The 24,038-nt window shown below is 70.7% G+C and carries 21 protein-coding genes; 18 read left to right on the top strand and 3 right to left on the bottom strand.

The annotated features are described in order from the left end of the window. A partial coding sequence (locus ACTHJJ_RS13155; RefSeq protein ID WP_440303387.1) for an acyltransferase family protein occupies nt 1-723 on the bottom strand: 723 nt, incomplete at its 3' end. A 149-nt stretch (nt 724-872) separates the two neighbouring features. On the opposite strand from ACTHJJ_RS13155, the gene aspS reads away from it, so the two are divergent. Beyond that, nucleotides 873-2,687 (top strand): aspartate--tRNA ligase, encoded by a 1,815-nt coding sequence (gene aspS / locus ACTHJJ_RS13150; protein ID WP_440303386.1) that lies wholly within the window; start codon nt 873-875, stop codon nt 2,685-2,687. 83 nt (nt 2,688-2,770) lie between these two features. Here the strand turns inward: aspS and ACTHJJ_RS13145 are convergent, their stop codons facing one another. Next, a complete protein-coding gene (locus tag ACTHJJ_RS13145; RefSeq protein ID WP_440303385.1) occupies nt 2,771-3,538 on the bottom strand; it encodes a GNAT family N-acetyltransferase in 768 nt (255 codons plus the stop codon). After that, complete coding sequence (locus ACTHJJ_RS13140; RefSeq protein WP_440303384.1) at nt 3,535-5,742, bottom strand: MMPL family transporter; 2,208 nt, start codon at nt 5,740-5,742, stop codon at nt 3,535-3,537. The genes ACTHJJ_RS13145 and ACTHJJ_RS13140 overlap by 4 nt, the downstream gene beginning before the upstream one ends. A 17-nt stretch (nt 5,743-5,759) precedes the next feature. Here ACTHJJ_RS13140 and ACTHJJ_RS13135 point away from each other — a divergent pair, with 17 nt between their 5' ends. The 17 genes from ACTHJJ_RS13135 to ACTHJJ_RS13055 all read left to right on the top strand — a co-directional run. Then, on the top strand, nt 5,760-7,154 hold the full coding sequence (locus ACTHJJ_RS13135; RefSeq protein WP_440303383.1) for a replication-associated recombination protein A: 1,395 nt from the start codon (nt 5,760-5,762) through the stop codon (nt 7,152-7,154). 245 nt (nt 7,155-7,399) lie between these two features. Beyond that, a complete protein-coding gene (locus tag ACTHJJ_RS13130) occupies nt 7,400-8,431 on the top strand; it encodes an ABC transporter permease (RefSeq protein ID WP_440303389.1) in 1,032 nt (343 codons plus the stop codon). A 71-nt stretch (nt 8,432-8,502) separates the two neighbouring features. Further along, nucleotides 8,503-10,266, top strand: coding sequence for an ABC transporter substrate-binding protein (locus ACTHJJ_RS13125; protein WP_440303382.1), 1,764 nt, complete (start codon nt 8,503-8,505; stop codon nt 10,264-10,266). A gap of 97 nt (nt 10,267-10,363) precedes the next feature. Next, on the top strand, nt 10,364-11,350 hold the full coding sequence (locus ACTHJJ_RS13120) for an ABC transporter permease (RefSeq protein ID WP_440303381.1): 987 nt from the start codon (nt 10,364-10,366) through the stop codon (nt 11,348-11,350). Continuing rightward, nucleotides 11,347-12,420, top strand: coding sequence for an ABC transporter ATP-binding protein (locus tag ACTHJJ_RS13115; protein ID WP_440303380.1), 1,074 nt, complete (start codon nt 11,347-11,349; stop codon nt 12,418-12,420). The genes ACTHJJ_RS13120 and ACTHJJ_RS13115 overlap by 4 nt, the downstream gene beginning before the upstream one ends. Then, the gene (locus ACTHJJ_RS13110; RefSeq protein ID WP_440303379.1) at nt 12,417-13,469 is read left to right on the top strand and encodes an ABC transporter ATP-binding protein; all 1,053 of its coding nucleotides are present in this window, start codon (nt 12,417-12,419) and stop codon (nt 13,467-13,469) included. The genes ACTHJJ_RS13115 and ACTHJJ_RS13110 overlap by 4 nt, the downstream gene beginning before the upstream one ends. 244 nt (nt 13,470-13,713) lie before the next feature. After that, nucleotides 13,714-16,419, top strand: a complete 2,706-nt coding sequence (gene alaS / locus ACTHJJ_RS13105) for an alanine--tRNA ligase (RefSeq protein ID WP_440303378.1) — start codon at nt 13,714-13,716, stop codon at nt 16,417-16,419. 5 nt (nt 16,420-16,424) lie between these two features. Beyond that, complete coding sequence (ruvX, locus tag ACTHJJ_RS13100) at nt 16,425-16,919, top strand: Holliday junction resolvase RuvX (RefSeq protein WP_440303388.1); 495 nt, start codon at nt 16,425-16,427, stop codon at nt 16,917-16,919. Continuing rightward, complete coding sequence (mltG, locus tag ACTHJJ_RS13095) at nt 16,916-18,145, top strand: endolytic transglycosylase MltG (RefSeq protein ID WP_440303377.1); 1,230 nt, start codon at nt 16,916-16,918, stop codon at nt 18,143-18,145. The genes ruvX and mltG overlap by 4 nt, the downstream gene beginning before the upstream one ends. A gap of 13 nt (nt 18,146-18,158) precedes the next feature. Next, nucleotides 18,159-18,956, top strand: a complete 798-nt coding sequence (locus ACTHJJ_RS13090) for a shikimate dehydrogenase (protein ID WP_440303376.1) — start codon at nt 18,159-18,161, stop codon at nt 18,954-18,956. Then, nucleotides 18,953-19,654, top strand: coding sequence for a prepilin peptidase (locus ACTHJJ_RS13085; RefSeq protein WP_440303375.1), 702 nt, complete (start codon nt 18,953-18,955; stop codon nt 19,652-19,654). The genes ACTHJJ_RS13090 and ACTHJJ_RS13085 overlap by 4 nt, the downstream gene beginning before the upstream one ends. Nucleotides 19,655-19,714: 60 nt before the next feature. Beyond that, nucleotides 19,715-20,035, top strand: a complete 321-nt coding sequence (locus tag ACTHJJ_RS13080; RefSeq protein WP_440303374.1) for a TraR/DksA family transcriptional regulator — start codon at nt 19,715-19,717, stop codon at nt 20,033-20,035. Nucleotides 20,036-20,112: 77 nt separating this feature from the next. After that, nucleotides 20,113-20,688, top strand: a complete 576-nt coding sequence (locus tag ACTHJJ_RS13075; RefSeq protein ID WP_440303373.1) for an NADPH-dependent FMN reductase — start codon at nt 20,113-20,115, stop codon at nt 20,686-20,688. Nucleotides 20,689-20,796: 108 nt separating this feature from the next. Continuing rightward, a complete protein-coding gene (aroC, locus tag ACTHJJ_RS13070; RefSeq protein ID WP_440303372.1) occupies nt 20,797-22,017 on the top strand; it encodes a chorismate synthase in 1,221 nt (406 codons plus the stop codon). Continuing rightward, nucleotides 22,011-22,535: a shikimate kinase gene (locus ACTHJJ_RS13065; RefSeq protein WP_440303371.1), complete on the top strand. Its 525-nt coding sequence runs from the start codon at nt 22,011-22,013 to the stop codon at nt 22,533-22,535. The genes aroC and ACTHJJ_RS13065 overlap by 7 nt, the downstream gene beginning before the upstream one ends. After that, a complete protein-coding gene (gene aroB / locus ACTHJJ_RS13060; protein WP_440303370.1) occupies nt 22,532-23,626 on the top strand; it encodes a 3-dehydroquinate synthase in 1,095 nt (364 codons plus the stop codon). Before ACTHJJ_RS13065 ends, aroB begins: the two co-directional genes overlap by 4 nt. A gap of 9 nt (nt 23,627-23,635) precedes the next feature. After that, nucleotides 23,636-24,038: type II 3-dehydroquinate dehydratase (locus tag ACTHJJ_RS13055; RefSeq protein WP_440303369.1), on the top strand; the 403-nt coding region annotated here is incomplete at its 3' end.

The raw sequence follows: 24,038 nt of genomic DNA, 5'->3' as shown, positions 1-24,038 counted from the left end.
GGGCTCGAACAGGGAGACATCGACGGCGAGCCCCTGGCTCGGGAAGGCCGACACGGCGACGAGCACGACGAACGGGACGAGCGGCGACGCGCCTCGCAGCTTCCAGCCACGCTTGCGCACGGCGGCGAGCCCGAAGGCAAGGCAGACGCCAAGCAGCAGGGCGAAGGCGTTCGACTGGGTCGAGATGTAGGACCCACGTGACCACACGCTGTAGCACGTGGCGAGGGCCGCAAGTGTCATGGCCACGGAGAGGGCGTGACGCCGGCACCACCGCAGCAGGGCGACGAACAGCAGCGGCCACACGACGTAGAACTGCTCCTCGACGGACAGGGACCAGAGATGGTTCAGCACGCCGAGGTCCGTGCCGTGGACGCGCACCCAGTTGCCGACGTAGAGGATGGACGCGAGCGCCGCCGTGGGATAGGTCCGGAGCCGGTCGTCCCCGGTCAGGAACAGGAGCACCGGCACGAGGGCGAGCAACAGCACCAGTGCCGGCAGCAGGCGCAGGCCGCGGCGCCCCCAGAAGCGCCAGAGGCTGATCGACCCGAACGTGTCCCACTCCCGGATGAGCAGGCTCGTGATGAGGTAGCCCGACAGGACGAAGAAGAGGATGACGCCCGACAGGCCGCCCCACCGAAGGGGGAGGCCGATATGCGCGGCGATGACGAGCAGGATTGCCAGGCCGCGCACGCCGTCGAGGTCTCGGTTCCGGGAGTGCCGCACTGTTTCCACGCTACCCAGCAGCACCGCTTCCCACGCATCCGGCGCCCGCGGAGCGGTGGCGGAGCACGCCGTAGGATGGGCCGGGTGCCCGCGCGGCGGGCCCAGCGGCATACGACGCCGCCGTCATCACCACCTCGGAAGGATCCCCCGTGCTCCGCACTCACGAGGCCGGCACCCTGCGTGCCGACCACGCTGGAACGACCGTCACCCTCACCGGCTGGGTGGCGCGGCGGCGAGATCACGGTGGAGTGGCCTTCCTCGACCTCAGGGATGCCTCCGGCGTCGTCCAGGTCGTCGCCCGTGACGAGGTGCTGGAGGAGGGCGGCGCGCACGATGTCCGCAACGAGTTCTGCGTCAAGGTCACGGGCGAGGTCCGGCTCCGTCCGGAGGGCAACGCCAACCCCGAGCTGCCGACCGGTGACGTCGAGGTCGTCGCGAACGAGCTCGAGGTGCTCGCGCCCAGCGCGCCGCTGCCCTTCCAGATCGACGAGCGCGTCAGCGTCGGCGAGGAGGCGCGCCTCAAGCACCGCTACCTGGACCTGCGCCGCCCCGGCCCGCACTCGGCGGGCTCCGCCATCCGCCTGCGCAGCAAGGTCAACGCCGCGGCCCGCACGGTGCTGGGGGAGCGCGACTTCGTCGAGATCGAGACGCCGACCCTGACGCGCTCGACCCCCGAGGGCGCCCGTGACTTCCTCGTACCGGCCCGCCTCGCGCCGGGCAGCTGGTACGCCCTGCCGCAGAGCCCGCAGCTGTTCAAGCAGCTGCTCATGGTCGCCGGTATGGAGCGCTACTACCAGATCGCCCGCTGCTACCGCGACGAGGACTTCCGCGCGGACCGGCAGCCGGAGTTCACCCAGCTCGACATCGAGATGTCCTTCGTCGAGCAGGAGGACGTCCTCGAGCTCGGCGAGGCGATCGTCACCGAGATCTGGAAGCTGATCGGAGTCGACCTGCAGACGCCGTTCCTCCAGATGACGTACGCCGAGGCGATGGCCCGGTACGGCACGGACAAGCCGGACCTGCGCTTCGGCAACGAGATCACGCCGTGTACCGAGTTCTTCGCCGACACGACGTTCCGCGTCTTCCAGGCGCCCTACGTCGGGGCCGTCGTCATGCCGGGAGGCGCCTCACAGCCGCGCAAGCAGCTCGACGCGTGGCAGGACTGGGCCAAGCAGCGCGGCGCCAAGGGCCTCGCGTACGTGCTCGTCGGTGAGAAGGCCGCCGACGGCTCCGTCGAGCTCTCCGGCCCGGTCGCGAAGAACCTCACCGACGCCGAGCGCGCCGGCATCGCCGACCACGTCGGGGCCAAGCCCGGCGACTGCATCTTCTTCGCCGCCGGCGGCGTCAAGGAATCGCGCTCGCTGCTCGGCGCCGCCCCCCTCGAGATCGGGCACCGCTGCGGCCTCATCGACGAGGACGCCTGGAGCTTCCTCTGGGTGCTCGACGCGCCGCTGTTCGAGCCCTCCGCCGAGGCCACGGCGTCCGGCGACGTCGCTCTCGGGCACAGCGCCTGGACCGCGGTCCACCACGCGTTCACCTCACCGAAGAAGGAGTTCGCCGACACCTTCGACACCGACCCGGGCTCGGCGCTCGCCTACGCCTACGACATGGTCTGCAACGGCAACGAGATCGGCGGCGGCTCGATCCGTATCCACCGGCGCGACGTCCAGGAACGCGTCTTCAAGGTCATGGGCATCACCGAGGAGGAGGCCCAGGAGAAGTTCGGCTTCCTGCTCGAGGCGTTCCAGTACGGCGCCCCGCCGCACGGGGGCATCGCGTTCGGCTGGGACCGGATCGTCTCGCTCCTCGCCGGGACCGACTCGATCCGCGACGTCATCGCCTTCCCCAAGTCGGGTGGCGGCTACGACCCGCTGACCGGTGCCCCGGCCCCGATCACGCCGGAGCAGCGCAAGGAGGCCGGCGTCGACACGAAGCCGGCCGTGGGGCAGCCCGCCACCGTCTGACGGGAGCCCGCCGCCAGGGCCGGGCGCCACGAGAACTGGCGATGACTCCAGTTGTCGTGGCGTCCGGCGGCTGGGGGTGGCGGTCAGCCCAGGAGCGGCCGGCTGCGGAAAGCGTGCCCGTTGCCGTAGCCGAGGCCGTGATAGAGCCGGCGGGCGACGTCGTTGTCCGAGTAGAGGCCGAGGGTGCAGGTGCCGGCCTCGCGCACCGCATCCCGGGTGAGCCGCGCCGTGACGGCGAGCCCGAGCCCCGTCCCGCGGACCGACTCGTCGACCGTGATGCCGGCCAGGACGGGCACGCCGACGAGGTTCGGCTCCCGGACGCCGCACGCGACGAGCCGGCCCGACCCGTCGCGCACGCCCACCCAGACCTGGTGCGGGTACTCGAACGGCCGGGCGTCGGTACGAGCGTTGGCCACCGCGAGCAGGGCCCGGATGTCGGGAAGATCGTTCTCCGACAAGGGAATGAGCCGATCCTCCTGCGGGATGGGAGCGGGTTGCGTTGTCGTGCAGAGCCATTCCCAGTCACCGCCCTTGTCGGCGAGTGGCAGGTGGCGCCGCAGGGCCTCGAACGACTCACGGACGACGGTCACGCCGCCGACGCCGAGCCGGTGCAGGTCGCCGGAGTCGGCGAGACCTGCGGACAGCGCCTCGACGTCCTCGGCAGGCCCGAGGACGGCCACGCCCAGGCGTCGGATGTTCGAGTGCCGCAGCACCGCCACCGCGGCACCCGAGGCCCAGGCGGGAGCCTCGAGGGGCGTGCGGATCTCGCAGCGCACGAAAGGGTCTGAGCCGGTCAGCTCGAGGATCTCCTCCCGGCTTTCGACGCGACGGAGGGAGCGGACGGGGCTCACTCGGTGATCCCGACCTTCTCGTGGAGGCGCCGCAGGGGACGTGGCGACCACCAGTTCCAGCGGCCGAGCAGCGTCATCGTCGCTGGGACGAGGAGCAGGCGCACGAGGGTCGCGTCGATGAGGACGGCGGCCACCAGGGCGACGCCGATCTCCTTGATGATGAGGATGTCCCCGGCGATGAAGCCGGCGAAGACGATGATGATGAGCAGCGCCGCGGACGTGATGATCCGCCCGGTGCGCTGCAGCCCGAGGGACACGGACCGGTCGTTGTCGTGGCCGTGGTGGTGGAACTCGGTGATCCGCGAGAGCAGGAAGACCTCGTAGTCCATCGAGAGCCCGAAACCGAAGGCGAGGACGAGGAAGGGCACGATCGACTCGACCGCCCCGACGGACGAGAAGGCGAGCAGGCCCTCGAGATGGCCCTTCTCGAAGACCCACACGACGACGCCGAGCGCGGCGCCGAGGGACAGGACGTTGAGGATCAGCGCCTTGAGCGGGATGACCACGGAGCCCGTCATGAGGAAGAGCAGCAGGAAGGTGCCGACGACGACGAGCAGGACGGCATACGGTGCTCCTCGCCCCATCGATGCGAGGAAGTCCATCTGCCCTGCGGCCTGCCCGGTGGTCAGGGTCGGGAAGGGCGCGCCGCCTGCACGCACGTGGCTCACGACCGCCTGCGCGTCGTCGGAGGTGGGCGGCCCCGATACGTTCACCGAGACGAGCTGGTGCTCGGTGCCCAGCGGCCGGACCGACACCTCGGTCACGCCCGGCTCGGACTTCAGCCCCTTGGCCCATGCTGTGACGGCGGCGGTGTCAGGCGTTTTCGCCACGACAGTCACTGCGGGTGAGCTGAGGGCGGGGTAGTCGCGGGCGAGGTCGTCGAAGAAGACCCGCTGCGGTGCCGACTTCGGCAGCAGGTCCGTCCCGGAGGCGGTCAGCTTGACGGAGAAGGTCGGGATGGCGAGGGCGACCAGGACGACGAGGACGCCGACGATGACGACGATGGGCCGCTTCTGCACGGTGCGCGCCAGGGTGGAGAAGAAGCCCTCGTCCGAGACGAGGATGTGCGCCTTCCGGCTCAGCCGCTTCGCGCCCAGGACCGCGAGGGCGGGCACGAGCGTGATCGACACGACGAGCGCGACGAGGACGACCGAGACGCCGGCCAGCCCGATCGCCCGCATGATCTGGGCCTCGAAGACAAGGAGGCCCGACAGGGCGATCGCGACCGTCAGCCCCGAGAAGAGGACGGTCCGGCCCGCGGTCGCCACGGTGCGCGCGGTCGCCTCGATGACGTGCTCGCGGGTCAGCTCCGGGGCGTCTGCGCGGGCGAGCGCGAGCTCCTCCCGGAACCGGCTCACCGTCAGCAGGCCGTAGTCGATCGACAGGCCGAAACCGAGCAGCGTCACGATGTTGACGACCGTCGCGTCGAGATCGACGAGGTGCGAGAAGCCGAACAGCGACAGGAGCGCGCCTCCGATCGCCGCCAGGGCGCCGACGACCGGCATGCCTGCGGCCACGAAACCACCGAAGACGAAGAACATGACGATGAAGGTCAGCGGCAGCGCGATCCCCTCACCACGCAGCAGGTCCCGCTCGACCGTGGAGTTGATCGCGTCGACCACCGGCTGCACGCCGCCCACGCTGCCCGTGGCCCCCGGGAAGACGGCGCTCACCTCGTCGAGGGCCGTCGTCACCTGCTTCTCGGCGGTCTTCTGCTGGTCCTTCGTCAGGCCCGGCTGGAAGTCGACCACGGTGATGAAGCCGCCGGATGTCGCCGTGCCGCCGGCGAGGAGGGGCGCGACCGTGGGGTCGTCGATCCCCTTGGGGGACAGCAATGGTGACCGGACGCCGTGGACACCGGAGATGTTCCGGATCTCGAGCGTGCGGGCAGCGGCCTGTTTGACGACGGCCGGGTCCTTGAGGTCGGCCCCGCGCACCTGCAGCATCAGGTTGTCGAGGGTCGGCTCGATCTGCTGGATGATGTTGCGCGCCTGCTGGGCCTCTCCGCCGACGCTCGGGTCGCCGGAGTGGAGCCGGTTGAAGAGCGACTGGCCGGTGACGCCGCCCACCGCGACGGTGAAGCACGCGATCGTGACGACGAGCCAGGCGAGGAGCCACGTCTTCGGGTGATGGGCGACGAGGCGGCCGAGCCGGGCGAGCGGCCCGGTGCGGACGGGGTCCGCGGGGGTGGACTGCTGCAGCACCGGGATAGCCTTCCACAGTGACCTCCGACGACCTCTTCGGGGCCGCTGGCGCGGCTGAGCGGGAGGGGTATGCCGCCCAGCGCGGTTCCGCTCCCCTCGCCGCCCGGATGCGCCCCCGGTCGCTCGACGAGTTCCGCGGGCAGGCCGACGTCCTGCGGCCGGGCAGCCCCCTCCGTCGCCTCATCGAGGGCTCGGGCGGGTCGGCCGGCCCGCTCTCGGCGATCATCTGGGGGCCGCCGGGGACCGGCAAGACGACGCTCGCGCACCTCGTCGCGACCGCCGCCGAACGCCGCTTCGTCGAGCTCTCGGCCGTGACGGCCGGGGTCAAGGACGTCCGCGCGGTGATGGACGCCGCCGTGCGCGACCGCGACCTCTACGGCCGGCAGACCGTCCTGTTCCTCGACGAGATCCATCGCTTCACCAAGGCCCAGCAGGACGCGCTGCTGCCCGGTGTCGAGAACCGCACCGTCATCCTGGTCGCCGCGACCACCGAGAACCCGTCGTTCAGCGTCATCTCCCCGCTGCTGTCCCGGTCCGTCCTCGTGACGCTGACGTCCCTGTCGGACAAGGACATCCGCGAGGTCGTCGAGTCGGCCCTCGCGGATGAGCGCGGCCTGGCGGGGGAGTACACCCTCGACGAGGACGCCCTCGAGCACCTCGTCCGGATCGCCGGCGGCGACGCCCGGAGGGCGCTCACCTCCCTCGAGGCGGCCGCCGGGGTCGCCCTCGACGCGGAGCCGGCCGGACGGCAGACGGACGACCCCGTCGCGATCACGCTCCACCACGTCGAGCAGGCCGTCGCGCACGCGGCGGTGCGCTACGACCGGACCGGCGACCAGCACTACGACGTCGCGAGCGCCCTCATCAAGTCGATGCGGGGCAGCGACGTCAACGCCGCCCTGCACTACCTCGCCCGGATGCTCGAGGCCGGCGAGGACCCGCGCTTCATCGCCCGGCGGATCGTCATCGCGGCGAGCGAGGACGTGGGCATGGCCGACCCGACCGCGCTGCAGACCGCGGTCGCCGCAATGCACGCGGTTGCACAGATCGGGATGCCGGAGGCACGGATCATCCTCGCTCAGGCGGTCGTCCACAACGCGCTCGCGCCGAAGTCCAACGCCGCCTACGCGGGCATCAACGCCGCCATTGCGGATGTCCGTGCCGGCCATGGCGGCCCGGTGCCGGCGCACTTGCGGGGGAGCGGCTACGCCGGCGCGGAGCGGCTCGGGCACGGGAAGGGCTACGTCTACTCGCACGACGAGCCGGACGCCGTCGCGCGCCAGGAGTACCTGCCCGACGACCTCGCCGACGCGGCCTACTACCATCCCACCGATCGTGGCTTCGAGGAGCGGCTCCGTGCCCGCCTCGAGTGGCTGGAGGGTCGCCTGGGGCGCCGCTCCGGCTCTCGATGAGGAGACGGCGGCTGGACTCGCGGCCAACCGAAGATCTTGTCGCATTGTTCCGACTCTCGGTAACGATTTGTCATCCATGACCGTCTCGACGCTTGGACTAGCGCGATCGGTATGGCAGGGTGACGTCGTCCCGAGGGGTGGGCGCCCGATCGCCGTGAGCCCAAAGGAAACCCAAAGGACCGGTCCACGACACCCACGGGCCGTGACGGAGATCCCACAAGGATGGAGACATCGCTTTGAGCACAATGCCCGGCGCCGCGGCCGAGACAGACGAACTGGCTCGCGAGGCGAACGAGGCCGAGGCGGCACTCCAGCAGGACGATCGGCGTACGGGGCGCTCCCCGGGACAGATCGCCTGGGACCGGCTCAAGAAGGACAAGGTGGCGATCGTCTGCACGATCATCGTCGTCTTCTTCATCCTCGTCGCGGTGTTCGCGCCGCTGCTGACCAGCCTCCAGACCGTCGACCCGATCACGGGGGTGAAGGCGACTCCTGACCAGACCGCCACCGACCTCGTCGACCTCAACGGGTTCCCCAAGCAGGGCATCACCTCGTCGCACTGGCTGGGCGTCGAGAAGGGCCTCGGACGAGACCTGTTCGCCCGCTGGACGTATGGCGCGCGGCCCTCCCTCATCATCGGCTTCGTCGCCGCCGCCCTGTCGACGGTCATCGGTGTGACGATGGGCCTGCTCGCGGGCTACCTCGGCGGGATCGTCGACCGCGTCATCTCCTGGGTCATCGACTTCTTCCTGAGCCTGCCGTTCCTGCTCATGGTGATCGCGACCACCCCGATCCTCGAGCTGCGCTTCGGCGCGCGCGGCAGCCTCACTCCGGAGGAGACGTCCAACATCCGGTTCTGGCTCATCATCGGGCTGCTCGTGCTCTTCGGCTGGATGGGCCTGGCCCGTCTCGTCCGCGGTGAGGTCGTCAGCCTCCGCGAACGCGAGTTCGTCCAGGCCGCCCGCGCCATCGGCGTGCCGACCCGGCACATCCTCTTCAAGGAGATCCTGCCCAACCTCGTCGGGCCGATCATCGTCTCCGCGTCGATCGCGGTGCCGGCCTACATCACCTCCGAGGCGACCCTGTCGTTCCTCGGTGCGGGGCTCGTCGAGCCCACCGCGTCATGGGGCCGCACCATCGCGGACGCCCAGAACTCCTTCCAGAGCTATCCCCTCTGGCTCTGGCCCCCGGTCATCGGCATCTCGGCCCTCGTGCTCGCCCTCAGCCTGCTGGGCGACTCGATCCGGGATGCCTTCGACCCCAACACCCGCCGATAGCCCGACCACGCCATCGGCCCACAGATGTTCCCGGCAAAGGGCCCGGGACACGCAAAAAGGGAGCACAACAAATGCGCTGGACCAAAGTCCTGACCGTGGGAGCGGCCGTCTCCCTCGGATTCGTCGCGGCCTGCGGCGCGCCCAACCCGGGGGCGGACAACAACGCCAAGCCGGGCCAGACGGGGGGCAAGCTCGAGCAGGCCTCCTCGGGCCTCATGCCCGACGCCAAGGGCCCGGCGCCCGAGGTGCCGGGTGCCAAGAAGGGCGGCATCCTCACCGTCCCATACACCTCGACTCCGGCGAACTTCGACCCGAGCGACCAGTACTACACCGACACCATCGCGATCCTCGGCATCACGCACCGGACGCTGACGTCGTACTCGTACCGTGACGGCAAGTCCGTCCTCGTCCCCGACCTCGCCACCGACCTCGGCAAGGTCTCCGACGACGGCCTGACCTGGACGTTCACCCTCAAGGACGGCATCAAGTACGAGGACGGCACGCCCGTCACCGCCAAGGACCTCGTCTTCGCGATCAAGCGGTCCTTCGACCCGGACCTCGCGGCCAACGGCCCGACCTACCAGCGCGACTTCTTCAAGGGCGGCGCCGACTACAAGGGCCCGTACCAGGGCGACAAGAACTGGAACGGCGTCGAGGCTCCCGACGACAAGACCGTCGTCATCCACCTCGAGAAGCCCTTCGAGTCGCTGCCGTACTTCGCGGCCTACCCGCAGTTCTCCCCGATCCCGCAGGCGAAGGACAAGAAGCAGGACTACACCCTGCACCCGCTCGCCACCGGCCCGTACAAGTTCGACAAGTACACCCCGGGCTCGGAGCTCACCCTCGTGCGCAACGACCAGTGGGACCCCAACACGGACCCGGCGCGCAACAACTACCTCGATGGCTACGACTTCAAGTTCGGCGTCGACAGCACCAAGGTCCAGCAGGCCATCCTCGCCAGCAACGGTGTCGACGCCACGTCGATGAACTGGGACGCGATCGACTCGTCGCTCATCGACCAGATCGAGGGCCCGAAGAAGGCCCAGTTCGTCGAGGGTCCGTCCTCGTGCGTCTTCACCGTCAACATGGTCACCTCGAAGATCCCGATGGAGGTCCGCAAGGCGGTCGCCGTCGCGTGGCCGTTCGACTCGATCCGCAAGGCTTCGGGCGAGACGACCCACTCCATGACGCCGGGCACGACCTTCGTCCCGCCCCAGATCCCGGGCTGGGTCGACTACAAGGGCATCAACGGCTTCGACGGCACCGGCGACGGTGACCCGGCCAAGGCCAAGGAGATGCTCGCCGCGGCCGGCTACGGCCCCGACAAGCCGTTCGAGCTCGTGTACTACTACACGAACGACACCCCGGTCGGGCAGAAGGCCAACCAGGTCCGCAAGCAGAAGCTCGAGGCCGCCGGCTTCAAGGTCAAGGACATGGGCGTGCCCGGCAAGGACCGGCGCAAGCTGGCCGCCGACCCGAAGGGCCCGCAGAACGTCCTGCAGTCCCCGGCAGGCTGGTGCTTCGACTGGCCGGCCGCTGACTCGATCTTCCCGCCCATGGTCACCTCGGTCTCCATGGCCCAGGGCAGCACCAACTGGGGCAACCTGCAGGACCCGAAGGTCGACGCCGAGGTCGCCCGGATCCAGAAGCTGAAGATCCAGGAGCAGGGCCCGGAGTGGGGCAAGTTCGACAAGTGGCTCTTCGAGAACTACCTGCCGGCGATCCCCTACCAGTACGACAAGGGCAACTACGTCTTCGGCACCAAGGTCAAGAACGTCATCAACGACCCGAACCACGGTATGCCGGTCATGACGCAGATCTGGATCGAGCAGTAAGGAGCCCGCTCCTGTCCTGACGACAGGCGGACTCACCCCGGTGGGGGCACGGGCGACCCCCGTGCCCCCACCACCACGACCATCGGAAGGCACCCCCGTGCTGACGTACATCCTGCGGCGTCTCGGGCTGGCGTTCACCGTCCTGCTCGCGACACTCGTCTCCGCATTCCTCCTCTTCTTCGTGGGAGGGGGCGACCCAGCTCAGGTCATGTGTCCGGAGCAGCGGTGCACCCCTGCCCGTCTCGCTCAGATCCGGCAGAGCCTCGGCCTCGACCGGCCGCTGGCGGTGCAGTTCTCCGAGTACTTCTCGGGGCTCTTCGTCGGCCGCGACATCCCCTACGCCGGTGAGACGATCCACTGCAGCGCCCCCTGCTTCGGCGTGTCGTTCCTGACCAGGCGCCCGGTCTCGGAGGAGATCTTCTCCCGTTTCCCGGCGACGGTCCTGCTCACCGCCGGCGTCGTCGTCATCATGGCCGTCGTCGGTGTGCTCATAGGCGTGCTCGCCTCGACCGTCCGCGGCACGGCACTCGACCGGATCCTGATCGGTGGTTCGCAGGTCTTCGGCGCGATCCCGTACTACGTCATGGCGCTGATCTTCGCGCTCTACACGACGCGCTTCCACAGCATCTTCCCGCAGGCGACATCGATGTCCGGCGGAGTACTGCAGTTCTTACCCGGCCTCATCGCGCCGTGGATCATCCTCGGCCTGGTCTCCGCGACCGGCTACACCCGCTACACCCGCAACTCGATGCTCGACAGTCTCTCCATGGACTACGTGCGCACCGCGCGGTCCAAGGGCATTTCCGAGCGCAAGGTCGTCGGCAAGCACGCGCTGCGCGCGGCGCTCAGCCCGGTCGTGACGATCCTCGGCCTCGACATCGCCGCGCTGCTGTCCGGCACGCTCGTCACGGAGCGCATCTTCGAGATCGACGGCATCGGCAAGCTCGCGCTCGACGCGCTCTTCCGCTCCGACCTGCCCATCATCCTCGGCACCGTCCTCATGACGGCCGTCATCGTCGTGACGATGAACCTGATCGTGGACGTCGCCTACTCCTTCGTCGACCCCCGAGTGAGGCTCTCATGAGCACCGCCATCGCCGACCAGATCCCCACCACGGCAGGGGAGGCCCACAACAGCGGCGACGTGGTCCTCGACGTCAAGGACCTCACCGTCACCTTCCCCACGGAGGAGGGTGTCGTCCGGGCCGTGTCCAACCTGACCTACCAGGCCCGCCTCGGTCGCACGCTCGCCATCGTCGGCGAGTCCGGCTCCGGCAAGTCCGTCTCGAGCATGGCCGTCCTCGGGCTGCACGACATGAAACGCACCCGGATCACCGGCAGCATCAAGCTCGACGGGCAGGAGCTGGTCGGGGCGCCGCGCTCGACGTTCCAGCGGCTGCGCAGCGAGAAGGTCGCGATGGTCTTCCAGGACCCGCAGAGCTCGCTGCACCCGTTCTACAAGATCGGTGACCAGATCGCCGAGGCGTACCGGACCCACCACAAGGTGTCCAGGTCGGTCGCGCACAAGCGGGCCGTCGAGATGCTCGACCTGGTCGGGATCCCCAACCCCCAGCGGCGCGCCAAGCAGTACCCGCACGAGTTCTCGGGCGGCATGCGCCAGCGCGCCATGATCGCCCTCGGCCTCGTCAACAACCCGAAGCTGCTCATCGCCGACGAGCCGACCACGGCGCTCGACGTGACGGTCCAGGCGCAGATCCTCGACCTCATCAACGACCTGCGCAAGGAGTTCGGCTCGGCCGTCGTCCTCATCACGCACGACCTCGCCGTCGTCGCGGAGACGGCCGACGACATCGTCGTGATGTATGCCGGACGCGGGGTCGAGAAGGGCGACGCCAAGGAGGTGCTGGCCCGGCCCTCGCACCCCTACACCTACGGACTGCTCCAGTCGCTGCCCTCGCATTCCGAGGAGCTCGAGGAGCTCAAGGCGATCAAGGGCGCGCCGCCCAGCCTGCTCAACCTGCCGCCCGGCTGCTCGTTCCACCCGCGTTGCGCCTTCAAGGACCTCGTGGGTGAGCGCTGCTGGACCGAGCTGCCCGAGTGGCGCCCGGCTCCCGGCCTGACCAACCGCCTCATCCGGTGCCACCTCGAGGACCCGGTGGGCGTCATCGCCGCAGACGAGGAGGCGAGCCGATGAGCGACCAGACCCTGCTCGAGGTGACCGACCTCGTGCGCCACTTCCCGTTCCGTGAGATCCAGGGCCTGCGGATGGTCAAGGCGAGCGTCCGCGCCGTCGACGGGGTGAGCTTCTCGGTCAAGGAGGGCCAGACCCTCGGCCTCGTCGGTGAGTCCGGCTGTGGCAAGTCGACGACGTCCCGTCTCGTGACCCGGCTCGACACGCCGACGTCGGGCAAGATCGTCTTCGAGGGGCGTGACATCACGAACCTCCGGGAGTCCCAGCTACGCGGCATCCGCCGCGACATCCAGATGATCTTCCAGGACCCGTACTCGTCGCTGAACCCGCGGCACACCATCGGCTCGATCCTCACGACGCCGCTCAAGGTCCATGGCCTGCACAAGGGCCGGGAGAAGCAGCGCGTCAAGGAGCTGCTCGAGCTCGTCGGCCTCAACCCCGAGCACATCAACCGCTACCCCTCGGAGTTCTCCGGAGGACAGCGCCAGCGCATCGGGATCGCGCGAGCCCTCGCGGTCGAGCCGAAGCTGATCATCGCCGACGAGCCGGTCTCCGCCCTCGACGTGTCGATCCAGGCGCAGGTGATGAACCTGCTCGCGAAGCTGCGTGACGAGCTCGGCCTCGCGTTCATCTTCGTCGCGCACGACCTCGGCGTGGTGCGGCACTTCTGCGACCAGGTCGCGGTCATGTACCTCGGCAAGATCGTCGAGTACGGCGACAAGCGCAACATCTACGAGCGCCCCGAGCACCCGTACACGCAGGCGCTGCTGTCCGCAGCCCCGGACATCAACGTCGCCCGAGGCATCCCGCCGCGCGAGCGGATCCGCCTCGTGGGTGACGTGCCGAGCCCGATCGACCCGCCGAGCGGCTGCCGCTTCCGGACCCGCTGCTGGAAGGCGCAGGAGATCTGCGCGACCCAGGAGCCGCCGCTCATCGAGTCGACCAACGCCCACCTGCCGGTCCAGGGCCGGGAGAACGGGCTGCATGTGCAGGCCTGCCACTTCCCGGAGATCAAGACGGATCTCGTCGCCGAGGTCGAGACCTCAGCCTGACGCCAAGGCGTGAGGACCCGAGCGAGGAACGAGCGAGGCCCGGAGCGCCGATTCGGCGTCAGCTGACAAGGGGACAGCCTGACGGCAGGCACACCTCCAACGGCCGGTATGCCGCTCAGCTCAGTGAGCTGGGCGGCATACCGCTGTCGGGGGCCGGCCCGGCGTGTCGGATAGGGTTGAGCATTGGTCACGCGCCCCGGGCGCGGGCCGACCACCGCCTCCGACCCACAAGGACCGCCGCCGCATGGAAACCGCCGAGATCAGGCGCCGTTGGCTCTCGTTCTTCGAGAGCCGTGGTCACACCGTCGTCCCCAGCGCCCCGCTGCCGTTCGACGACCCCAACCTGCTCTTCGTCGCGGCCGGCATGGTCCCGTTCGTGCCCTACTTCGTGGGGCAGGAGACGCCGAAGTGGTCGCGTGCCACCTCGGTGCAGAAGTGCGTGCGCACCCCGGACCTCGACGAGGTCGGCCGGACCAGCCGGCACGGCACCTTCTTCCAGATGAACGGCAACTTCTCCTTCGGCGACTACTTCAAGGAAGGCGCCATCAGCTACGCGTGGGAGCTGCTCACCACCTCGCAGCAGGAGGGTGGCTACGGCCTCGACCCGGACCGGCTCTGGGCCACCGTTTACCAGGACGACGACGAGGCGATCAACCTCTGGCTCAAGCTGACCGACATCCCGCGCGACCGGATCGTGCGCCGCGGCAAGCAGGACAACTACTGGCACATGGGCATCCCCGGTCCCGGGGGCCCGTGCAGCGAGATCTTCTTCGACCGCGGCCCGGAGTACGGCCGGGAGGGCGGTCCGGCGGTCGACGAGGACCGCTACATGGAGATCTGGAACCTCGTCTTCATGCAGTACGAGCTGTCCGCGGTGCGCGCCAAGGACGACTTCGACGTGGCCGGGCCGCTGCCCGCCCGCAACGTCGACACCGGGATGGGCCTCGAGCGGATGGCGAGCATCCTGCAGGGGGTCGACAACCTCTACGAGATCGACGAGGTCTTCCCCGTCCTCGACAAGGCGGCCGAGATGGCCGGCAAGACGTATGGCGCGAACCCGAGCCACATCGCCTCCGAGAGCCACCCGGACGACGTGCGCCTGCGGGTCGTCGCCGACCACGTCCGGACCTGCCTCATGCTCATCGGTGACGGTGTCACCCCGAGCAACGAGGGCCGTGGCTACGTACTTCGCCGCATGTTGCGCCGGGCGGTCCGCTCGATGGTGCTGCTCGGCGTCGACGAGCCGGCGATGCCGCACCTGCTGCCGGTCAGCATGGAGCGGATGAGCCGGTCCTACCCGCAGCTGCGCACCGACTTCGACCGGATCAGCCAGGTCGCCTACGCGGAGGAGGAGGCGTTCCGCCGCACCCTCGCGTCCGGCACGACGATCCTCGACACCGCGGTCGGCCGGATCAAGTCCCGGCCCGGCACGCCGCAGCGCCTGAGCGGCGAGCAGGCGTTCTCCCTGCACGACACCTACGGCTTCCCCATCGACCTCACGCTCGAGATGGCGGCCGAGCAGGGCGTCGAGGTCGACGAGGCCGGCTTCCGGCGCCTCATGACGGAGCAGCGCGACCGGGCGAAGGCCGACGCGCGTGCCAAGAAGACCGCGCACGGCGACCGGCAGGTCTACCGGCGGATCGCCGACGGGCTCGGCCACGACGTGGAGTTCACCGGCTACGACGAGGTCGTCTCCGAGGGACGCGTCGCCGGCATCATCCGGGCCGGCGAAACCGTCGAGACGGCGAGCGTCGGCGACGAGATCGAGATCGTCCTCGACCGCACCCCGTTCTACGCCGAGGGCGGCGGCCAGCTCGCCGACGGCGGGCTCATCGAGCTCGAGAACGGCGCGATCATCGACGTCCGCGACGTGCAGAAGCCCATCACCGGGCTCATCGTCCACCGCGCGTCCGTCGTGCAGGGCGAGGTCAACCCGGGCGAGCTCGCCTTCGCGAAGGTGGACATCGAGCGCCGCCGGTCGATCTCGCGCGCGCACACCGCAACCCACATGGTCCACAAGGCGATTCGCGAGGCGGTCGGCGAAACCGCCACCCAGGCGGGCTCGGAGAACGCGCCGGGCCGCTTCCGCTTCGACTTCAAGGCGCAGCACGCCGTGCCCGGCACCGTCCTCGCCGACGTCGAGGCGAAGGTCAACGCGCTGCTCCTCGAGGACCTGCCCGTCCACGCCGAGATCATGAGCCAGCAGGAGGCCCTCGACATCGGCGCGATGGCGCTGTTCGGCGAGAAGTACGGCAACGAGGTGCGCGTCGTGTCGGTCGGCGACTGGGCCCGCGAGCTCTGCGGTGGCACCCACGCGCAGCGCTCCGGCCAGCTCGGCGTCGTCAAGCTCCTCGGGGAGTCGTCGATCGGCTCTGGCGTGCGCCGGGTCGAGGCCCTCGTCGGGTCCGACGCCTACTCGTTCCTCGCCCGCGAGGCGGCGATCGTCGGCCAGCTCGCCGAGATCGTCAAGGCCCGCCCCGAGGAGCTGCCCGAGCGGATCTCCGGGATCCTCGGCAAGCTCAAGGACGCCGAGAAGGAGATCGCCGCGGTCCGCCAGGCCCAGGTGCTCGGCGCAGCCACCCGTCTCGCGGGGACCGCCCGAGACATCGCGGGCGTGACGTTCGTCAGCCACGACGCCGGCGAGGACGTCTCCGCCGACGACCTGCGCGCCCTCGTCCTCGACGTGCGCCACCGCCTCGGCAACGGCCGCCCGGTGCTCGTCTCCATGGCGGCGATCAACCAGGGCCGCCCGATCACGATCGTCGCGACCAACGAGAGTGCCCGACAGGCCGGCCTCAAGGCCGGCGCCTTCGTGCGCACGGCAGCCCAGCAGCTCGGTGGCGGCGGGGGCGGAAAGGACGACATCGCGCAGGGCGGCGGCAGCGACCCGAGCAAGGTCTCGCAGGCCCTCGGCGCGGTCGAGGACCAGCTCCGCGCGCGAGGCGCATGACGACCATGCACCCGGGTGTCCGGATCGGCGTCGACGTGGGCAATGCCCGCGTCGGGGTCGCCGCGTCCGACCCCGCCGGAACGTTCGCCCTCCCGGTTGCGACCCTGCCTCGTGACGTCGAGCACGGCAGCGACCTCGACGAGGTCGCGGCGCTCGTGGCCGGTCGGGAGGCCGTCGCCGTCGTCGTCGGTCTCCCGCTGCTGTTGTCCGGTGAGGAGGGCGCCGCGGCCCAGCTCGCGAGGTCGTATGCCGCGGAGGTTGCCAAGCGCGTCCGCCCCGTTCCGGTGCGACTCGTCGATGAACGCTTGACGACAGTCGACGCGCACCGCAGACTACGCGACAGCGGTGTTCCGGGGAGGGGGCAGCGGGCCGTCGTGGACCAGGCTGCAGCTGCACTCATCCTGCAGGTGGCCCTCGACGCCGAGACGCGGTCCGGTGAGCCGGCCGGCGAGACGGTCTCGTCGGCGCGCAAGCCACGGAAGAAGGCTCCACGTCGATGAATGAGCACCTCGAGTCGTCGATCTTCGGCGACCACGACGAGCATGTCGATGAGCACGTGGCGCAGGACCCGCCCCACGAGCTCGAGCCAGCGGGCCCCCGAACCCGGCGCGAGGCGCGCGAGGCCGAGCAGCGGTCGCGCCGGTCGAGCAGGCGCCGGTCGAGCAGCCCGCGATCGGAGAGGCCGTCGGTCTGGCGGCGCCTCGCCGTCATCCTCCTCGCGCTCGTCGTGGTTGGGGGCGGGGTCGCGGTCGCGTACACCTACCTGCGTCCGGTGGTCTCCGGATTCTTCGAGTCGAACGACTTCCCGGGGCCAGGCACGGGACAGGTCGAGGTCAAGGTCGAGCAGGGCGACACCGGCACGGCGATCGCGAAGACGCTCGTGGGGGCCGACGTCGTCAAGTCGAGCAAGGCCTACATCGAGGCGGCCCAGTCCAACCCCAAGAGCGCCGGTATCCAGCCGGGGACCTACCGGCTGAAGAAGGAGATGTCGGCCGCGGAGGCCGTCGCGGTCCTCGTCGACCCGAAGAACCGGGTCACGACCGCGGTGACGATCCGCGAGGGCCTCTGGGCCAAGGAGATCTACGCGGAGCTGTCGAAGCAGACCGGCATCCCCGTCGCCGACTACGTCGCGGCCGCCAAGGACGGTGCCGCGCTCGGGCTCCCGGCAGCGGCCAAGGGCAACGTCGAGGGCTACCTCTTCCCGGCCAGCTACTCGTTCGACCCCGGCACGAGCGCGAAAGCGCAGCTGACGCAGATGATCGGCCAGTCGGTCAAGCGGCTCGACGCGCTCGGCGTCCCGGAGGCCAAGATGGAGCACGTCGTCACCGTGGCGAGCCTCGTCGAGGCCGAGGCGCGCCACCCCGAGGACCGGCCGAAGGTCGCGCGCGTCATCGAGAACCGCCTGGCGAAGAACATGCCGCTCCAGCTCGACTCGACCGTGAACTACGCCGCCGGCAAGCACGGCATCACCACGACCGACGCCGACCGCCAGAGCAAGAGCCCGTACAACACGTATGTCGTGACCGGTCTCCCGCCGGGGCCGATCGGCAACCCGGGCGAGAGCGCGATCCAGGCCGCGGCCCAGCCGGCTGCCGGCCCCTGGCTCTTCTTCGTCACGGTCAACCCGGAGACGGGCGACACACAGTTCGCCGCCACGTACGCCGAGCACGAGAAGTACGTCGCCGAGTTCCGGGCCTGGTGCCAGGCCCACAAGGGCACGTGCTGAGGCGCGCGCGACGATGAGGTGCGCCGTCTGGGGCTCGCCCGTCGAGCACTCGCTGTCGCCGGTGCTGCACCGCGCGGCGTACGAGGCGCTCGGGCTGCGGGACTGGACGTACGACCGCCGTGATGTGACCGCGGAGGGGTTCGACGCCGCGCTGCGCGACCTGGGCCCGACGTGGCGCGGGCTGTCCCTGACGATGCCCCTGAAGGAGGTCGCCCTCGCGGCGGCCGGCGACGCGAGCGAGCAGGCGCGCCATACGGGTGCGGCGAACACCCTGGTCCGCTCGGGGGAGGGCTGGGTCGCGGACAACACCGACGTGCGCGGCATCGTCGCCTCGCTCCTCGAGTCGGGCCTGGCCGGAGCGGAGAGCGTGCTCGTCGTGGGCTCCGGCGCGACGGCGAGGTCAGCGGTCGCCGCGGCGGAGCAGCTGGGCGCGCGACGCATCGCCTTCATGGTGCGGGCCCAGCCCCGCCCCGAGACGGTGCGCCAGGCGGTCGACGCCGGGCTCGAGGTGTCGACGACGGCCCTGGGCCACTGGCCTCTCGCCGACCTGGTCATCAGCACGGTGCCGCCCAGCTCGCTCGACGGACGGACGGGCCTCCCGGACCGGCCGGGCGTCGTCCTCGATGTCGTCTACGGCGAGGGGCAGACCCCGCTGCAGGAGGCCGCCCGCCTTCGGGGCTGGGCGGTCGTCGACGGGACCGAGATGCTGCTGCATCAGGCCGCCGAGCAGGTCCGGCTCATGACGGGGCAGCTGGCGCCTGTCGCCGAGATGCGCCGCGCTCTCGCCGACGCGCTCGCGGCACGCCGGTGAGCTGGGCGGCGCCGGCCGACACGCCGCCGTGGGTGGTGCTGGTCGCCGGCGTGCTGGGGCTCGGCGTCGGACACCTTCTCGGGACCCGCCTGCAGTCGCTGGGCTACCGGCTCGACGAGGAGGCCGGCCAGCCGCGGCGGCTTGCCGGGTGGACCGTCCCGATGGTCCTCGGGCCGGTGTGGGCCGCACTCGCCTGGCGGTTCGGGGGCGCCTCCGGATGGGCGCTGCTGCCAGCCCTGCTCTGTTTCGCCACCGTCGCCCTCGCGCTGACCTGGGTCGACCTCGACGTCCATCGGCTTCCCGAGGGTCTCACCCTGCCGAGCCTCCCGATCCTTGTCGCCCAGCTCGCCCTCGCGGCCGGGGCCGGCGACGACTGGGGCCTGCTCGGGCGGTCCCTCCTCTCGGCAGGGGCCCTCGCTGCCCTCGCCCTCGTGCTCGCGCTCGTCGCGGCGGCGCTCGGGAGCGGGTTCGGCCTCGGCGACGTCGTGCTCTGCGGCCTCATCGGGCTCGTCACCGGGGCAGTCGGGTGGTGGCTCCCGCTCGTCGCGCTCTACACCGCCTTCCTCCTCGGCGGGTTGTATGCCGTCGTCCACGTCGTCGTGCGTCGGCGGTCGAGGCGGGATGCGGTGCCGTTCGGGCCCTTCCTCGTGGCGGGCGCCCTGCTGGCCCTCTTCGTCGAGGTGCCGCCGCTGCTGTGACACGGCTTGCGGCGCTCCCTCCCGGAGGTGACGCCGCGCGCCACGACCTACGCTGGTCGGGTGCGCCCTGACATCGACCAGGTCCTGGCCGAGCGCGAGGACCGACTCACGGCAGAGCTCGCCGAGCTGACCAAGCCACCCGGCGAGGTCGGCACGATCTCGTTCGGCAAGCGCGTCGGCGAGGGGACCTCCATGGCGGTCGACCGCCTGACGGCGGTCTCGGCCCAGGAGCACCTGCTCACGATGCTCGAGGAGGTGCGGCGCGCACGGACGCGCCTGGCGGAGGGCGGCTACGGCGAGTGCGAGGTCTGCGGGAGACCGATCCCGGAGGAACGGCTGGAGGTCCGCCCGTGGGCCGTCCGGTGCGTCGAGCACAGCTGAGCCGGGGCCGTTGCAGCCCCGGTCCGTCTGCGAGGACAGTGAAGAGGGTCGCCACCGTCGCAGAGGAAGGTCGCAGCATGACCACGCAGCACGTCGGCTACTTCGTCGGAAGCCTCGCGAAGGGCTCGATCAACCGGATCCTGTCGAAGTCCCTGATCCGGCTCGCTCCGGACAACATGGAGTTCACCGAGATCCCGATCGGCAACCTGCCGCTCTACAGCTATGACTTCGACGCGGACTACCCGCCGGAGGGACGCGCCCTCAAGGAGGCGATCGCGAAGGTCGATGCCGTCCTCTTCGTCAGCCCCGAGTACAACCGGTCCATCCCGGGAGCGCTCAAGAACGCGATCGACTGGGCCAGTCGACCCTGGGGCCAGAACTCCTTCGCCCGCAAGCCGTCCGCCGTCATCGGCGCCTCGCCGGGACCGATCGGGACGGCGGTGGCGCAGCAGAGCCTCAAGCAGGTCCTCGCCTTCTGCAACAGCCCGCTCATGAACGCCCTCGAGGCCTACGTCCACTACACGCCGGAGATCTTCGGTTCCGACGGCGAGGTCCATGACGCGTCGACCGAGAACTTCCTGCGCGACTACATGCGTGAGTTCCACGAGTTCATCGCCCGGGTCCTCACGGTCCTGCCGAAGGACGAGCTCTAGGCCGCCGGCGCCCTCAGCCACCCCGGCCGGGCGGGCAGCGGCTGCCGCTGCCCGTCCGCGTGCCGGGCGACTTCCGGCTGCCCGCTGTGTGCGTGAAAGGATCACCGCATGTTGCGTTGGTTGACCGCGGGTGAGTCGCACGGTCCCGCACTCGTCGCCGTACTCGAGGGTCTGCCGACCGGTGTCGAGGTGTCGGCCGACGACCTGCAGGCGGCCCTGGCCCGTCGCCGGCTCGGCTACGGCCGCGGCGCCCGGATGAAGTTCGAGCAGGACGACGTCGAGTTTCTCGGCGGGGTGCGCCACGGCGTCACCCTCGGCAGCCCGGTCGCCGTCCGGGTGGGCAACACGGAGTGGCCCAAGTGGCAGACCGTGATGAGCCCCGAGCCGGTCTCCGCCGCGGCGCTCGCGGCCGCGACCGACGTGGGCGCCGAGACGGAGGGGGCCCGCAACCGGCCGCTGACCCGGCCCCGGCCGGGGCACGCCGACCTCGTCGGGATGCAGAAGTACGGGCACACCGAGGCCCGGCCGGTCCTCGAGCGGGCCTCGGCCCGCGAGACCGCCGCCCGAGTCGCACTCGGCGAGGTCGCGGCCCGTTTCCTCGAGCAGGCCTACGGCATCCGGCTCGTGTCGCACACCGTGGCGATCGGGCGGGCCGCGGTTGGCGAGGGCGCCTCGCTGCCCACCCCCGATGACCTGGCGGCCCTCGACGCGGACCCCGTGCGCGCCTTCGAGCCGGCCGGATCGGCCGCGATGGTCGCCGAGGTGGATGCGGCGAAGAAGGACGGTGACACCCTCGGCGGCGTCGTCGAGGTGCTCGCATACGGGCTCCCGCCGGGCCTCGGCTCGCACGTCCACTGGGACCGCAAGCTCGACGCCCGCCTCGCCGCGGCACTCATGAGCATCCAGGCGATCAAGGGGGTCGAGGTCGGTGACGGCTTCGAGACCGCCCGCCGGCGCGGATCCGAGGCGCACGACGAGATGGACCTCGTCGACGGCGCGATCCGGCGTCGCACCGGGCGGGCCGGCGGCACCGAGGGCGGCATGTCGACGGGCCAGGTCCTCCGGGTGCGGGCGGCGATGAAGCCGATCAGCACCGTGCCGCGCGCGCTCGCGACCGTCGATGTCGCCACCGGTGAAGCGGCCACGGCGATCCACCAGCGCTCCGATGTGTGCGCGGTCCCTGCGGCCGGCGTCGTCGCCGAGGCGATGGTCGCCCTCGTCCTCGCCGAGGCGTGCCTCGAGAAGTTCGGCGGTGACTCGGTCGCCGAGACGAGCCGCAACCATGCGGCCTACCTCGAGGCCATCCCGGAGGGGATGCGCTCATGGTGAGCGACGGCTCCCGTCCGGTGGCCGTGCTCGTCGGACCGCCTGGATCCGGCAAGACCACGGTCGGACGTGCCCTGGCCGAGCGGCTCGGCCTCGACCTGCACGACACCGACCTCGCCATCGAGGCGGCCACCGGCCGCAGCATCCCGGACATCTTCATCGAGGACGGGGAGCCGGTCTTCCGCGACCTCGAGCGGGCCGAGGTGGCGCGCGCCCTGTCCGCGACGACCGGGGTCCTCGCCCTCGGCGGGGGAGCGGTCATGGATCCCACGACCCGTAGCGCCCTCGGTGGCCACACCGTCGTGTTCCTGGACGTGGGCATCGCGGACGCGAGCAAGCGGATCGGCTTCGACCAGTCGCGGCCCCTCCTCGCGGTCAACCCGCGCGCCAGCTGGGTCGCGCTCATGAAGCGACGCAGGCCGGTCTACGAGGGCGTCGCCACCCACGTGGTCGACACGGCCGGGCGGACGCCCGAGGACGTCGCCGAGCAGATCGCCGGCCTGATCGGGGAGCCGCGATGAGCGACGCGACAACGATCCGCGTCGGCGACGCCTACGACGTCGTCATCGGCCGCGACCTGCTCGGTGAGGTCGCCCCGCTGCTCGGTGACGGCGTCGAGCGGGTCCTTGTCGTCCACTCGGCTGCCCTGACCGGGTACGGCGAGTCGGTCGCGGACTCGCTTGCGCGGCAGGGGTATGCCGCTCAGCTGGCGGCGGTGCCCGACGCGGAGGCCGCCAAGACGGCCGGCGTCGTGAGCCGCCTCTGGGCCGAGCTGGGCCAGGCCGGGTTCACCCGATCCGACGCCGTCGTCGGCGTCGGGGGCGGCGCCGTGACCGACCTCGCCGGCTTCGCCGCCGCGACGTGGCTGCGCGGCGTCAAGGTCGTCCACGTGCCGACGACCCTGCTCGGTATGGTCGACGCGGCCGTGGGCGGCAAGACGGGCATCAACACGTCGGAGGGCAAGAACCTCGTCGGGGCCTTCCACCCGCCTGCGGGGGTGCTCTGCGACCTCGACGTCCTCGCCACCCTGCCCGAGGCCGACCTCGTCGCGGGCCTGGCCGAGGTCATCAAGGCCGGGTTCATCGCCGACCCGGAGATCCTCGAGCTCGTCGAGGCCGACCCTGATGCTGCCCGTCGTGCCGACAACCGGCACCTGCCCGAGCTCGTCGAGCGAGCGGTGCGGGTCAAGGCCGACGTCGTCTCGGCCGACCTCAAGGAGTCCTCGCTGCGCGAGATCCTCAACTACGGCCACACCTTCGGGCACGCCATCGAGCAGGTCGAGCACTTCTCGTGGCGCCACGGCGAAGCCGTCAGCGTCGGCATGGTCTACGTCGCCGAGCTGGCGCGGCTGGCGGGGCACCTCGACGAGGCGCTGGTGGCCCGGCACCGCGATCTCCTCACGTCGGTCGGGCTTCCGATCACGTATCGGGGAGACCGGTGGGAGGACCTGTTCATGGCGATGCGACGCGACAAGAAGTCCCGCGGCTCGACCCTGCGCTTCGTCGTGCTCGACGGGCTGGCCCAACCGACCCGTCTCGTCGGGCCCTCCGACGAGCTCCTCCGCGAGGCGTACGCACGGATCATCGCGTCCAGCGAAGCCGCTGCTCAGTAGGATCGCGCCATGTCGGCGCCCACGGTCTTCGTCCTGTCCGGTCCCAACCTCAACCGGCTCGGCACGCGCGAGCCGGAGGTGTACGGCTCCGACACCCTCGAGGACGTCCACGACGCGGTGCGGCGGGAGGCGGAGCACCTCGGCCTCGTCGCCGACTGCCGCCAGACGAACCACGAGGGTGAGCTCATCGAGTGGCTCCATGAGGCCGTCGACGCCGGCGCCGACGTCGTGCTCAACCCGGGAGCGTTCACGCACTACTCGTTTGCCGTCTGCGACGCCTGCGCGATCGTGACCACGAGCGGCCGGTCCCTCGTCGAGGTGCACCTGTCGAACCCGGCGGCCCGCGAGGAGTTCCGGCACACCTCAGTCGTCGCGGGCGTCGCGACCGGGACCGTCGCCGGCTTCGGGCTGC

The sequence above is a fragment of the Intrasporangium sp. genome, from assembly GCF_051961875.1.
Taxonomy (GTDB): Bacteria; Actinomycetota; Actinomycetes; order Actinomycetales; family Dermatophilaceae; genus Intrasporangium_A.
The sequence above is the reverse complement of the archived record's forward strand: the minus strand, read 5'-3'. Positions and strand labels throughout refer to the sequence as shown.

What these genes read in the sequence shown, in the direction of transcription:
- ACTHJJ_RS13065 (WP_440303371.1), top strand. Translation starts at nt 22,011, where the DNA reads ATGGTGAGCGACGGCTCCCGTCCGGTGGCCGTGCTCGTCGGACCGCCT.
- aroC (WP_440303372.1), top strand. Translation starts at nt 20,797, where the DNA reads ATGTTGCGTTGGTTGACCGCGGGTGAGTCGCACGGTCCCGCACTCGTC.
- ACTHJJ_RS13110 (WP_440303379.1), top strand. Translation starts at nt 12,417, where the DNA reads ATGAGCGACCAGACCCTGCTCGAGGTGACCGACCTCGTGCGCCACTTC.
- ACTHJJ_RS13090 (WP_440303376.1), top strand. Translation starts at nt 18,159, where the DNA reads ATGAGGTGCGCCGTCTGGGGCTCGCCCGTCGAGCACTCGCTGTCGCCG.
- ruvX (WP_440303388.1), top strand. Translation starts at nt 16,425, where the DNA reads ATGCACCCGGGTGTCCGGATCGGCGTCGACGTGGGCAATGCCCGCGTC.
- ACTHJJ_RS13115 (WP_440303380.1), top strand. Translation starts at nt 11,347, where the DNA reads ATGAGCACCGCCATCGCCGACCAGATCCCCACCACGGCAGGGGAGGCC.
- mltG (WP_440303377.1), top strand. Translation starts at nt 16,916, where the DNA reads ATGAATGAGCACCTCGAGTCGTCGATCTTCGGCGACCACGACGAGCAT.
- ACTHJJ_RS13125 (WP_440303382.1), top strand. Translation starts at nt 8,503, where the DNA reads ATGCGCTGGACCAAAGTCCTGACCGTGGGAGCGGCCGTCTCCCTCGGA.
- ACTHJJ_RS13130 (WP_440303389.1), top strand. Translation starts at nt 7,400, where the DNA reads ATGCCCGGCGCCGCGGCCGAGACAGACGAACTGGCTCGCGAGGCGAAC.
- aroB (WP_440303370.1), top strand. Translation starts at nt 22,532, where the DNA reads ATGAGCGACGCGACAACGATCCGCGTCGGCGACGCCTACGACGTCGTC.
- ACTHJJ_RS13075 (WP_440303373.1), top strand. Translation starts at nt 20,113, where the DNA reads ATGACCACGCAGCACGTCGGCTACTTCGTCGGAAGCCTCGCGAAGGGC.
- alaS (WP_440303378.1), top strand. Translation starts at nt 13,714, where the DNA reads ATGGAAACCGCCGAGATCAGGCGCCGTTGGCTCTCGTTCTTCGAGAGC.